Origin of the sequence: Paraburkholderia phymatum (assembly GCF_040965635.1) — a bacterium.
Classification (GTDB): Bacteria; Pseudomonadota; Gammaproteobacteria; order Burkholderiales; family Burkholderiaceae; genus Paraburkholderia; species Paraburkholderia phymatum_B.
In genome coordinates this window covers 99,492-111,643 of record NZ_JBFRCH010000016.1, presented here as the reverse complement: position 1 = coordinate 111,643, position 12,152 = coordinate 99,492, and the positions used below count along the sequence as shown (strand labels likewise).

Annotated in this window: 10 protein-coding genes; 6 read left to right on the top strand and 4 right to left on the bottom strand. The window is 63.1% G+C overall.

What is annotated here, in order from left to right; genetic code table 11:
* Positions 1-40 precede the first annotated feature (40 nt).
* Complete coding sequence (locus AB4Y32_RS24600; protein ID WP_368723842.1) at positions 41-475, top strand: RbsD/FucU family protein; 435 nt, start codon at positions 41-43, stop codon at positions 473-475.
* A gap of 140 nt (positions 476-615) precedes the next feature.
* Here AB4Y32_RS24600 and AB4Y32_RS24595 read toward each other — a convergent pair whose 3' ends face one another.
* Together AB4Y32_RS24595 and AB4Y32_RS24590 are read right to left on the bottom strand one after the other, a co-directional pair.
* Positions 616-846, bottom strand: a complete 231-nt coding sequence (locus tag AB4Y32_RS24595) for a hypothetical protein (protein ID WP_087736116.1) — start codon at positions 844-846, stop codon at positions 616-618.
* A gap of 242 nt (positions 847-1,088) precedes the next feature.
* The gene (locus tag AB4Y32_RS24590) at positions 1,089-1,286 is read right to left on the bottom strand and encodes a hypothetical protein (protein ID WP_368723841.1); all 198 of its coding nucleotides are present in this window, start codon (positions 1,284-1,286) and stop codon (positions 1,089-1,091) included.
* A gap of 933 nt (positions 1,287-2,219) precedes the next feature.
* Here AB4Y32_RS24590 and AB4Y32_RS24585 point away from each other — a divergent pair.
* The 4 genes from AB4Y32_RS24585 (at position 2,220) to AB4Y32_RS24570 (ending at position 8,164) form a co-directional block, all read left to right on the top strand.
* Positions 2,220-2,501, top strand: a complete 282-nt coding sequence (locus AB4Y32_RS24585) for a hypothetical protein (protein WP_368723840.1) — start codon at positions 2,220-2,222, stop codon at positions 2,499-2,501.
* 301 nt (positions 2,502-2,802) lie between these two features.
* Positions 2,803-6,261, top strand: a complete 3,459-nt coding sequence (locus tag AB4Y32_RS24580) for an adenylate/guanylate cyclase domain-containing protein (protein ID WP_368723839.1) — start codon at positions 2,803-2,805, stop codon at positions 6,259-6,261.
* A 147-nt stretch (positions 6,262-6,408) separates the two neighbouring features.
* The gene (locus AB4Y32_RS24575; RefSeq protein ID WP_368723838.1) at positions 6,409-7,458 is read left to right on the top strand and encodes a patatin-like phospholipase family protein; all 1,050 of its coding nucleotides are present in this window, start codon (positions 6,409-6,411) and stop codon (positions 7,456-7,458) included.
* A gap of 91 nt (positions 7,459-7,549) precedes the next feature.
* Positions 7,550-8,164, top strand: coding sequence for a hypothetical protein (locus tag AB4Y32_RS24570; protein ID WP_368723837.1), 615 nt, complete (start codon positions 7,550-7,552; stop codon positions 8,162-8,164).
* Between the two features lie 81 nt (positions 8,165-8,245).
* Here AB4Y32_RS24570 and AB4Y32_RS24565 read toward each other — a convergent pair whose 3' ends face one another.
* A complete protein-coding gene (locus AB4Y32_RS24565; RefSeq protein ID WP_368723836.1) occupies positions 8,246-10,231 on the bottom strand; it encodes a CaiB/BaiF CoA-transferase family protein in 1,986 nt (661 codons plus the stop codon).
* Between the two features lie 175 nt (positions 10,232-10,406).
* Here AB4Y32_RS24565 and gcvA point away from each other — a divergent pair, with 175 nt between their 5' ends.
* A complete protein-coding gene (gcvA, locus tag AB4Y32_RS24560) occupies positions 10,407-11,306 on the top strand; it encodes a transcriptional regulator GcvA (protein WP_368723835.1) in 900 nt (299 codons plus the stop codon).
* Between the two features lie 41 nt (positions 11,307-11,347).
* On the opposite strand, the gene AB4Y32_RS24555 is transcribed toward gcvA, so the two are convergent.
* A complete protein-coding gene (locus tag AB4Y32_RS24555) occupies positions 11,348-12,151 on the bottom strand; it encodes an enoyl-CoA hydratase/isomerase family protein (protein WP_368723834.1) in 804 nt (267 codons plus the stop codon).
* Position 12,152 lies beyond the last annotated feature (1 nt).

Here is a 12,152-nt window from a genome sequence, read left to right as displayed (position 1 = left end):
TCGAAACCCGGTTTCTGAAATAGCATGAGGTGAATCGAAAATGTTAAAGGGAATCTCGCCGCTATTGTCGCCGGATCTGCTCTTCATGCTTGCCTCGATGGGGCACGGCGACGAGATCGCGCTGGTCGATGCCAATTTCCCCGCCGCTTCCCACGCGCGTCAGTTGATCCGGTTGCCGTGCTGCACATCGGCGGAACTCGCGAACGAGGTGCTGCGCCTTTTTCCGTTAGACGAGGCAGTGCCTTGCGCCGCCTGGGTCATGACGCCGATCGACCCGTTGCCCGCGCCTCCGCCCGCAACGCTCGACCTTCAGCGCGTGCTGAAGCTCCATGGCGCCCCCGAAGCCGAGGGCCTCGCGCGCAATGAGTTCTACGCGCGGGCGAAAGCCGGCTTTGCCATCGTGCAGACGGGTGAAACGCGGCCCTACGGCAATCTGCTGCTCAAGAAAGGGGTCGTGCCGCCAGTCGCGGGTTAGGCGGGTTGAACCGGGTTGAACCTGTTGTGCGCACACAGAGTCTGCACTCGGTAAATGCGACGCCTTTCTCGCCGGTTCGCCGAGCCAGCCGCAGAACCCACGCCGACAGATGAACTTAACGGGCAGCCTGCCGCGACGCGTCAGGCGTGCCGGATATCACAGGGAGGGCGCGGCATCGGCTCTTCATCGACGAATGCAGTACCGCACTTCACGGCAAACGCGAACGCCGATTGCCGGTTCGCAAAATGCCCGAGATCGCCAAGCGAGGTGATCTCGCCATCCTCCTCGAGAATGGATACGCGCGCGACAAAAGTATTGCCGCTTCTTGCAATCAACGGTTGTATCGCTACACCGTGGTGATAGAAGTGCATAACGTCTCCCGGTTAGGCCGCCAGTCAATGACGAACCAATGAAGGACACATCAATCGAGCCTGTTCATGCAGATGGTCATCGGTTCCCGGCCACTATGGCTTCGCGCCCTGTGATCCGTGATCGATGGTGCGCCTCGCCCTTCGACGCCTGCGCGGCGATGTCGAGGTTGCGTACGACGATACGCCTGTCCCAAAGCCCTTGCGAAATGATTCCGCGGATACGGTGCCGCGTCTACGCAAGCTTAGTGTTTTCGGGTGATGGCCTGAAGGACGGAAACCCCATGGACTGTAAGGCGGGGACGCTGCACTCCGGATGCCAATCTTTCCAGCGCTACCAGTTGCCGCTCCAGAAGCGTATCCAGTTCTTCGCGATTAAAGTCGATCTGTTCGGGCGCGGCCTTGACCAGCATGAGAGTGGCGAATTCGTGAGGGCTCAGCATGTTTGTCTCGCTCCGTATTATCTGGATTAACGTTGCCTGCAAGCATTAATTACCCATTGATGCAAACGCCGTTTGATATTTCAGTAGATTGTTCCAGTCTTTTATAGTCCGGCTTGCGAATCCGGTAGCTCACGCCGGGACCCAAATGTTAAATCGAAATTCGGGACGGTACGGCATGAAAATAATCCATTAGAACCGCATCGACGATAGAACGTGTTTTGTCATACGAAGATCTGGCGCAACCGCCTTCTCCGACGCGGCTTTCAAGTTGACCGACCCGTAAGGCGATGGATCTTCGAGGGCTTGAACGCCCATTCCCGACAGATTAATTAATCCCGCATTCAAAAGGCGCCTATTGCTTTTGGGACGCTTTTTTTTGGCTGAATTAATCCTTTGTTTGCTAGAGCAATCGCGTGACGTTCTCCTAAACTTAGCGATCCGAATTTGCTCTGCATCGAGCCTCGATATATCGGTCTTTTCCAGATCAGTTCTGTCGCATCGCGTCTCTACGAAACGCTCGCTGAGTCAAATCCGCCCCGCGTGCGCGCAAACGGGTGCTGTTGGATCAGGCCAGACAGCGAACCAGGAAGTGTTGGCTGACAGCCGGACATCGGCGCGCCTCGGGTTCGCCGCAAGAGGTTGCGGTCGAGCCCGAACCTCTTGTTTTCCAAGGCTTGCGATGGTTCACGAGCCTTATCAATCCCGTTTGGCACAACCCGTGCATTTGCAGCGATGGGCGCGACAACGACCGGTTCCATGCTTTCGCCGCGGCGTCAGCAATATTGTCTGGATTCCAGCGATGGTCTTGTTCGTTCGAGCCTCTCTGTCTGCGCGCGGCGGGCCTTTGCATCATCCCATCAACGTTGAATAGCGCGCCCCAATGATCCTGATCCGGCTGCATTCGGGCATTCAATTATTAATATAGGACTACCTATGAACACGAAACTCATCGCCACCCTGTTGATTGCATGCTCCGCCTCGTTGGCTGCGCCCGCCTTCGCGAGCGGCTACGGCCCTGCGCCTTACTATCGCCCCGATGCCGGCGCACCTGCATCGCAACGCGGGCAAAGCGCTCAAACGTTGGCCGTGGAAGAAGACCAGGGACGCATGATGGACGAGCGACATAGTGGTGTCGGCGGGAACGAGCCCGTTAGCTACGAGTCGGGTGGCCCGTCCATGGCCGATAATGCCAACCCGATGTATCGCGGCAACTGATCAGACGGTCGCGGGGCGCAGGTCAGCCAGCGCCCCGTCGCACCACACCGCACCACACCGCACCGCGATCGTCACTTCGCGTCCGGGTACGGATCGTCGATGCCTGCGCGAAACGTGACTTCTTTCCCTGCAAGACGCTCGTCGAAACACCGGCCTGCCGTTCATTCAGCACGATGGGTCTCCTTCCCGCGCCTCGACTCCGACTGCGCAGTCCACCGTCGTTTGCAGTTCATCCGGGGTTTGCCGCAAACGAACGAGGAGCATAATCTTCAAATAATGGCGCTCGGCATGGGAAGGGAGTATGCGCTGCGCAAACTGCGGATTCGAAAACCTCACCGGGGCGCAATTCTGCGAAGCGTGCGGGGCCATGCTGTCGCGCACATGTCCGCGCTGCGGCCATGAGGCGAGTCCTTCGGCCAGATTCTGCAACGCATGCGGCGCGCCGCTGACCAATGCATCCGCAGCGCCTGCCCCGCGTCCGCAGTCTGTCTCGTCGCCGTCCCCGGCGCCTATCCATTACACGCCGCACCACCTCGCCGAACGCATCCTGGCCGAACAGGCGGCGATGGATGCGCGGGGCGAAACGGCCGGCGAGCGCAAGACCGTCACCGCGCTGTTCGCGGACATGGCCGGCTCCACCGCGTTGATCCACGACCTGGACCCGGAGGAGGCGCATCGCCTGATCGAGCCCGTCGTCGCACTGATGATGGAGGCCGTTCACTACTATGAAGGCTATGTGGCGAAGTCGCTCGGCGATGGCATCCTCGCGCTGTTCGGCGCGCCGATCGCCCACGAGGACCATCCGCAGCGCGCACTCTTCGCGGCGCTGCGCATGCAGGCAGCGATGCGCCGCCACGCCGACCGTATCCGTCTGGAGAAAGGCATTCCGCTGCAGATCCGCGTCGGCGTCCATACGGGCGAAGTCGTCGTGCGTTCGATCCGCACCGACGACCTGCACACCGATTACGATCCCGTCGGGCATACGATCCACATTGCGTCGCGGATGGAGGGGATCGCCGCCCCCACGTCGATTCTGGTCAGCGAGTCGACTCACAAGCTGGCCGAAGGTTATTTCGAGTTCAAGTCATTGGGGGCCACCCAGCTGAAGGGCATTCGCGCGCCGCTGTCGGTGTACGAAGTCCTCGGCCCCGGCGCGCTGCGCACGCGCCTGCAATTGGCAGCGCATCGCGGACTGGCCCGGTTCGTCGGCCGCGAGGTCGAGATGGAGCACCTGAACAAGGCGCTTGAGATGACCCAGACGGGGCGCGGGCAAGTCGTCGGCGTGGTCGGTGAAGCAGGTGTCGGAAAGTCGCGGCTGTTCCATGAATTCAAGGAGCGTTCGCGACACGGCTGTCTGGTGCTGGAGACGTTCTCGGTATCGCATGGCAAGGCTTTTGCCAATTTGCCGCTGATCGAACTGCTGAAGAACTATTTCCAGATCACCGCGCGGGACGACGAGCGTCGATGTCGCGAGAAGATGATGGGCAAGGCGCTCATACTCCAACGCAGCTTCGAGGATCTCGTGCCTTACCTGCTCTTTCTGCTGGGCATCGGCGAGCCCGGTTCGGCGCTGGAGGAGATGGACGCCAAGATCCGGCGGGACCGGACCTTCGACGCGATCACGCAACTTCTGGCGCGCGAGAGCCAGGACCAGCCGATCGAGCTGCTGTTCGAGGACCTGCAATGGCTGGACAGCGAAACGGAAGCCTTCCTCGCCTACCTGATCGAACGCGTGCCGAAAACGCGCATTCTGCTTCTCGTGAACTATCGGCCCGAGTACCGGCCCGGTTGGCAACACGAGAATCAATACACGCGGCTACGGCTCGAACCGCTTGGTCCCGCCGAAGCACAGGGACTGCTTGCCGCGCTGCTCGGCGATGATCCGGGCCTCGCGCCGCTCAAGCAGCTGATCCTGGAGAAGACGGAAGGCAATCCGTTCTTCATGGAGGAAGTGGTCCAGACGCTCGCGGAGGAAAAATCGCTGCTCGGCGAGCCCGGCCGCTACCGGATCGAGCGGCCCCCCGCGACGCTGCATATTCCGACGACCGTCGAAGGCGTGCTCGCGGGCCGTATCGACCGGCTCCCCGTCGCCGAGAAAGAACTGCTGCAGACGCTCGCTGTGATCGGCAAGGAATTTTCGTACAGCCTGGTGCGGCTCATCTGCGGCGACCAGATCGCGCGAACGGACGACGATCTGCGCCAGCTTCTCTCTCATCTGGAAGCCGCGGAGTTCATTTACGAGCGGCCCGCGTTTCCGGAAGTGGATTATTCGTTCAAGCACGCGCTGACGCAGGAAGTTGCCGGGCACTCGCTGCTCACCGATCGGCGCAGCGCGCTGCACGAGCGAACCGCGCAGGCGATCGAGGCGCTGTTTCCCGCCAGCATCGCCGATTACAGCAGCGAACTGGCGCACCACTACAGCTTGAGCGGAAACCTTCCGAAGGCCGTCGAGTATCTGCATCGCGCCGCGCAACTGGCGCTCCGGCATGCCGCGCATCTCGATGCGATGCATCACCTGGAAGCGGCGCTGACGTTGCTCGAGCGGCTGCCCGACACGCCGGAGCGCAGGCAAAGGGAACTGGCGCTGCGGCTCTCATTGGGGCCGGCGTTGATGTCCGTGCGGGGCTACGGCACGCCGGAGGTTGCTGCGGCCTATACCCGCGCGCTGGCGTTATGCGAGCAGACGGGCGACGCGTCGCAGCGCTTCGCGGCACAACTGGGCCTGCGAATCCATTTCATGACGCACGGAGAGTATGCGAAGGCGCGCGAACTGGGCAAGCAGATGCTCGACGTGGCGCGGCATGCAAAGGACCCCGCTCTGCTCGTCGAGGCGCATGGCGCACTCAGCGCATGCCTGTTCCTTCAGGGGGGCCTCGACGATGCACGCAACTATGCCGAACAGGCGCTCTCGATCTACGATCCGGAGCAGCATCAGGCTCATGCCTTCGCGCACGGCGTGGACCCCGGCATCCGGGCGCTGAACTTCCTCGCGCTGACCTTGTGGCTTCAGGGATACCCCGATCAGGCCCGCAAGCGCTGCCAGGAAGCGCTCGCCCTCGCACATAAGCTCGCCCACGGGCCGAATCTGGCATTCGCCCTCGCCTACGCGGCCGAGTTGCATCAGCTTCGGCGCGAATCGTCGCTGGCCCGCGAGCATGCCGAAGCCGCCATCACGCTCTCGACCGAACAGGGATTGCCGTATTGGCTCGCGTGGGGGACCATTTTCTGCGGCTGGGTGTCGAGCGAGCTGGGAAATATCGACGAGGGGATCGCCCAGATGCGGCGTGGCCTCGCAGCCGATCGGGCTGCCGGTGGCGAAGACCATCGCCCGTATTTTCTGGCGCTCCTTGCCGATAGCTACCGGCGCGCGGGTGACACAGCAAGCGGCCTCGGTGCACTCGAAGAGGCAATGGCGATCGTCGAAAAGTCAGGCGAGCACTGGTACGAGGCGGAACTGTACCGGATCAAGGGCAGCCTGTTGCTCGGGGCCGCGAGTGACGGCGATCGCGCATCGGCGCGCCGCGACGAAGCAGAACACTGTTTTCACAAGGCGTTCGACGTGTCTCGCCGTATGGGCGCGAGATCGCTCGAACTGCGCGCCGCGTCGAGCCTCGCCCGTCTGTGGCAAGACGAGGACAAGGCGGACGACGCGCGCCGGGTGTTGTCCGAGGTGTACGACGGCTTGTCGGAGGGATTCGACACCGCCGATATGCGAGAGGCCAAAGCATTGCTCGATGCACTGGCGTCGGGCACAGGATGACGGGTCTTGATCGGGCCTTGATCGGCCCTCAATCGGCCCTTGACCGGGCCGATAAGCGCCGGCTGTCGAGCGGCGCGTCGGCGTGAGACCGGCTGGCGCGCCGCGCCGGATGCGCAATACGTTCCGCAGCGATCGACGAGACAGAAAATGACGACGAAGAACACAAGAGCTCAAGGCGACGACGTGCATAAGCCGGTCGCGCTGGCGTTGCAGGGCGGCGGGATGCACGGCGCGTATACATGGGGCGTGCTCGACCGGCTGCTAGAGGACGACCGTCTGACGATCGAAGGTGTGAGTGCGACCAGCGCCGGCGCGATGAATGCCACCGTGCTCGCGTACGGGTTGTCGAAAGGCGGCGCGGACGGTGCGCGCCAGGCGCTGCACGACTTCTGGCGCGCCGTCTCGCATTCCGCCGACCGCTATAACCCGCTGCGCTGGATGCCCTGGCTGAAAGGGACGCACAGCTTCGGGCTCGATCATTCGCCGCTCTATGCGTTTGCCGACATGATGCTGCGCGTCTTCTCGCCCTACCAGTTCAATCCAAACAATCTGAATCCGCTGCGCGAGGTGCTCGAAAGCCAGGTCGACTTCGCCGCGTTGCGAAAGCACTGCCCTATTCGTCTCTTCCTGTGCGCGACCAACGTGGAGACCGGGAAGATCCGCCTCTTCACGGGCGACGACGTCTGTGTGGACGCCGTGCTTGCATCCGCGTGCGTGCCGACGCTGTTCCAGGCAATCAACATCGACGGCGAGCACTACTGGGACGGTGGCTACATGGGCAACCCCGCCATCTACCCGCTGATTTACAACTGCGATACGCGCGACATCGTGATCGTCCACATCAATCCGCTCGTTCGCCGGGGCGTGCCGACCTCGGCCGCCGAGATTCTCAATCGAATCAACGAAATCAGCTTCAACTCGTCGCTGATGCGCGAAATGCGAGCGGTCGCATTCGTGACCGAGCTGATCCAGCAAGGCAAGATCGAGCGCGGCGAGATGAAGGAAATGCTGCTCCATTCGATTCGATCCGACGACACGATGTGCACGCTGAGCGTGTCCAGCAAGTACAACGCCGATTGGGATTTCCTGTGCGGGCTGCACGACAAGGGAAGGCACGAGGCGGATATGTGGCTCATGCATCACTACCGGAACATCGGGCAACGATCGAGCATCGACATTCGCAGGGAGTTTCTTTGAACATCGCGACGCGTTCGCCGCCCGACGGCGACATCGCGTTGCGTGCCTCGCCGAAAGAGTGCGTATCGGCACATGACGGGAGTCGAACGGAATGACGCAGACGCGGGCGCGCTTCATCGCATTGTGGTCACGAAGCGGCGGCGCGCGTGCCGGGGACGTTTGCGCCGACCTCGCGCAGCGCTATGCGGAGCCCGCGCGTCATTACCACACGCTGCAGCATGTGCGCCGCTGCTTGCGCGATCTCGACCGGGCGCGCGACGAGATTCCGCATCCCGATGCCGTCGAGCTTGCATTGTGGTGCCACGACGTGATCTACACGCCCGGCGCGCGGGACAACGAGCAACGCAGCACGAACTGGTTCCGGCAGTGGGCGGACGGCCGCATCGCGGCGGGCGAGCGCATCTGCGAGATGATTCTCGCGACGCGGCATACGCGTGTGCCGGACGGACTGGACGAACGTTTCGCATGCGATATCGACCTTGCCGTGCTCGGCGCTTCGCGCAACCGCTTTCGTCGGGACGGAGAACGCCTGCGTGCCGAGCGGCCGGACCTCGACGACCGCGCGTACGACCTGCACGAACGGGACATCCTGGGCGGCCTGCTGGCGCGTCCGCGCATCTATCTCACGGACTTTTTTCACGCTCGCTGCGAAACGCGCGCGCGCCGCAATCTGACGTGGCGGCTGGACCTGCCGACGCCGCGATGAACCGGCAAGCGGCATTGCGGCACATGTACGGTGTTACGCATTCGACACGCAACCCGGTCAGCGATTCTCGTCATGGAGAACCTACGTCAGGCTCGCGCATGCGGCCGATACCACCGGGGAGCCTGGTTCGCCAGGCACCGTGCAAATGCGGGCCGGCGTACCGGAAAGCCGGTACGGCATCTTCAACACCGGCCAGAAGGTGCCATTGGCGTCGCGCGCGACGCTCAGCACATCCGCGAGAAAATCGCCGTCTGCGATGAGTTCGTGCACGCGCGCGATCGGCACAGCGCGTACGCCAGCACCAGCCAGCGCAGCAACGGCGGAGGTTCTTGTCAGCGAACCGCATCGCGCCCGCTTCGCACACTCGACGAGCGCATCCACCGCGAGACGCTCGTCGCTCTCGAGCCATATATGGCCGTCGACGCATGAGACGGCCAATCCCCCAGGCGCGGGATTGCCCGACGCAAACAGCGCGCACCACGCGGCGACGTCCTGCATCGAAATTTCAACGAACGTCCCCGCCTGTCGCGAAGGCCTGGCGAGACTCGCGACGATGGCGAACAGCGCCGCCTGTCCGCCGAGAATGTCCGCGCCCGATGCGCCCAGCTTGACCGGCTCGCCGTTGCTGCGCGTCAGGTCCATCAGACCGCTCATCGCCTGAATCACGGTATCGAAGGCAGGCCTTGCGGGATACGCGGACCGAATGCCGAAGCCGGAGATCGAGCAATAGATCAGACGCGGGTTGATCTCGCCGAGCGCCTCGCGTCCGAAGCCCAGCTTGGCGAGCGCGCCCGGCCGCAGGTTTTCGACGAGCACGTCCGCGCCGGCGAGCAGTGTGCGCAGATACGCGCAATCGGCTTCCTGCTTCAGATCGAGCGAAATGGTCTGCTTGTCCGTATTGTTGAGCGCAAAAAAATAGCTGGTGCCGGCCTGCCCCGGTGTCCACGATCGCGCGACTTCGCCATCGGGCGGCTCGACTTTCACGACTTGCGCGCCGAGTGCCGCCAGATGCTTGCCGACGAGCGGCGCTGTCGTGTACTGCCCGATCTCGACGACCTTGATTCCAGCAAGCGGGCCTGCATGGGGCGCGAGCGCGTAGCTATCGACGGCTGTCTGCGACATGGCATGCGCGTCGTCCGCGAGCGGCGACACGCCGAATACCGACACGTGCCCATACGTCGCGCGATCGATACCATCGGCGTCGATCCGTCGTGCCGCATCGGCGTGGCGCATGCGGAAATTCGGCTCGGCGCAAAGGCCCTTGACCGTCACGATGGGTCCCGCCGCGACGCCGATGCGCTCGCAGAGTGCCGAGCATTCGTCCGTGGTCAGCGTGGCCGTCCACGTTTCGATCAGCGCATCGAGTTCATCGACATTGCACACGCGATCGCGCAACGTGGCAAAGCGAGGCGCGTCGAGTTGCGGCACACCCGCCGCGCTCCTGATCTTTCGCCATTGCTCTTCCGTGCTGGTGCAGATGAGTATCCAGCCGTCGCGCGTCCTGTACGCGTTCCACGGCGCGCATGCGGGATGCCGGTTGCCGACACGGCCTGCCGCTCCCCCAGCAAAGGCCGCCGGCAGAAAGGTCGTGAGCGCGCTTGCCGCGCAGCCGAAGAGCGTGACGTCGATGTTCTGCACGATCCCGCGCAGTTGCTTCACGCGCAGCGCCGCTGCAATCGCCGCGGACGCATAGAGAGCCGCCGAAATCTCCGTGAACGGCACGCCGATCCGTACCGGCTCGCCGTTCGCGAAGCCCGTCGTATCCATCAGGCCGCTGATCGCCTGAACCTGCGCGTCGGACCAGGCCGCGCCCGCACGCGAGCCTTGTGGTCCCATCGCCGTGATGTCGCACACGATGTGCTTGCCCGCAGCCTTCGATTCCGCAATCGCACTTCTCTGCGAGACCGGGCACAGGTCCGACGAAACGACGATCACGTCGTGTGCAAGGTCATCGGGCGATGCTGCTTCGGTAGCGGAGATGCTGGCCCCGGCGCGTGCGAGGAGCGTTGCGCAGAGTCTCACTGCATGGCTCGCGCCCCAGGCCAGAACTCGTACATCATCCAACATGGTTGTCTCCGGGAGTCTCACAGATTGTCGTTGAAGCAACGATACGGCGCGAAGAAGCGACGGACAAACGACATTTCTTTCGCACTCGATTGACTATTGCTGAAGCGAACGCGTGCGCCCGTACCATGCGAATTCCCCAGGTCGCGCCACGCGGCGCGCGTGCTAACATTTTTCGATGCGAACCCTTCCATCACTCAACGCGCTGCGAGCCTTCGAGGTCTGCGGGCGCCTGCTCAGCGTGCAGTTCGCCGCGAACGAACTCAACGTCACGCCCGCTGCCGTCAGCCGGCAGATCAAGCTGCTCGAAGACCAGCTCGGCGTACAACTGTTCGAGCGCGGCCATCGCGCCATTGCGTTGACGCCGATGGGGGAACGCTATCTCGCCGATGTCGCGCGCGGTTTCGAAACCATGCGCACCGCGACGATCAATCTCACGGAAGCGCGCCGCCGCCGCACACTCAAGATTCGCGGCTACACGACGTTCTCGATGAACTGGCTATTGCCGCGCCTGTCGACGTTTCACCGCGAGCACCCCGACATCGAAGTCAGCCTCACGACGTCGCTGCAGCCCGTCGACTTCAATACCGAGGACGTCGATGCAGCAATCCGTCTTTCGCATGCGCCCTCGTCCGATATCGGCTCCGACCGGCTCGTGCCGAACGAACTGGTGCCCGTGTGCAGCCCCGAGTTCCTGCGCGCGCATCCCGACCTGAACGACGCAACGCCGGAAAGTCTGCGCGGCGTGCCGCTGCTGCATTCGATGGCGCGCCGCGAGGACTGGGCCAAATGGCTCGACGCCGCGGGCGTGCGCGGCGTCAATCCGTTGAGCGGGCTCAGCTACGAAAGCTCGATCCTTGCGTATTTCGCGGCAACGCAAGGACATGGCATCGCGATGGCGCAGCGCGTGCTCGTCGCCGATCAGCTGCGCGACGGCACGCTCGTGACGCCCTTTTCGTTCGTGCTCGATGAGGGCGCGTTCACGTATTACCTCGTCTACCCGCGCGAGCATCTGTCGAAACCCGAGCTGGCGGCATTCCGCAACTGGCTGCTGTCGATCGGCGACGCACGAGGCTGACCCGCTTGCGCGCCGTTCAACGCTCCACCCTTTAACGCCCTCTACCGCCCTTTGAATTGAGGCTTGCGCTTCTCGGCGAACGCCTTGCGGCCTTCGACGCGATCTTCCGAATCGCGCATCGCGCCCCATGCCAACTCCGTGAATTCGAGCGCTTGCGTGAGCGGCACGTTGCTGCTCGTCTGCGCCACCTTCTTGATCATCTGCACGGCGAGCGGGCCGTTCGCCGCGATCGTGCCCGCGAGTTCGAGCGCCTTGTCGATCAGCGCTTCGGGCTCGACGACGTCCGATATCAGACCCACCCGCTCCGCGTATAACGCATCGATCTTGCCGCCCGTCAGCAACATCTTCATTGCGATCGCCGAGGGCACCGCTTTTTGCAGTGCCTGAATGCCGCACACGGCCGGGATGCTCGCGACGACGGCTTCCGGCAAGCCGAACACCGCATTGTTCGAGGCGATCCGCAAATCGCACTGCAACGCCAGTTCGAGCCCGCCGCCAAGGCAATAGCCGTTGATCGCCGCGATCATCGGCTTGAACACACGCAGCGAACCCAGTTCCATCAACCGCACATAGATGCCCTCGGCGGCCGCGCGGTCGATCGAGCGGACGAACGACGAACCGAAGTTCGTCGAAGGCGGCAAGGTGTTCTTCAGATCGGCGCCGACGCAAAACGATTTGTGTCCCGCGCCCGTGAGCACGATCACGCGCACATCGTCGTCGTCGCGCGCAGTGCAAAGCGCTGTGCGAAGCGCCTCCAGGCTGTCGAGATCGAGCGCGTTGAGCGCCTCGGGGCGGTCCAGGATCACGACGGCCACATGGTCCGACACGCTGTAGTGAACGGTCATG

Coding starts and splice junctions, on each gene's coding strand:
- AB4Y32_RS24600 (WP_368723842.1), top strand. CDS start 41: ATGTTAAAGGGAATCTCGCCGCTATTGTCGCCGGATCTGCTCTTCATG.
- AB4Y32_RS24595 (WP_087736116.1), bottom strand. CDS start 846: ATGCACTTCTATCACCACGGTGTAGCGATACAACCGTTGATTGCAAGA.
- AB4Y32_RS24590 (WP_368723841.1), bottom strand. CDS start 1,286: ATGCTGAGCCCTCACGAATTCGCCACTCTCATGCTGGTCAAGGCCGCG.
- AB4Y32_RS24585 (WP_368723840.1), top strand. CDS start 2,220: ATGAACACGAAACTCATCGCCACCCTGTTGATTGCATGCTCCGCCTCG.
- AB4Y32_RS24580 (WP_368723839.1), top strand. CDS start 2,803: ATGCGCTGCGCAAACTGCGGATTCGAAAACCTCACCGGGGCGCAATTC.
- AB4Y32_RS24575 (WP_368723838.1), top strand. CDS start 6,409: ATGACGACGAAGAACACAAGAGCTCAAGGCGACGACGTGCATAAGCCG.
- AB4Y32_RS24570 (WP_368723837.1), top strand. CDS start 7,550: ATGACGCAGACGCGGGCGCGCTTCATCGCATTGTGGTCACGAAGCGGC.
- AB4Y32_RS24565 (WP_368723836.1), bottom strand. CDS start 10,231: ATGTTGGATGATGTACGAGTTCTGGCCTGGGGCGCGAGCCATGCAGTG.
- gcvA (WP_368723835.1), top strand. CDS start 10,407: ATGCGAACCCTTCCATCACTCAACGCGCTGCGAGCCTTCGAGGTCTGC.
- AB4Y32_RS24555 (WP_368723834.1), bottom strand. CDS start 12,151: ATGACCGTTCACTACAGCGTGTCGGACCATGTGGCCGTCGTGATCCTG.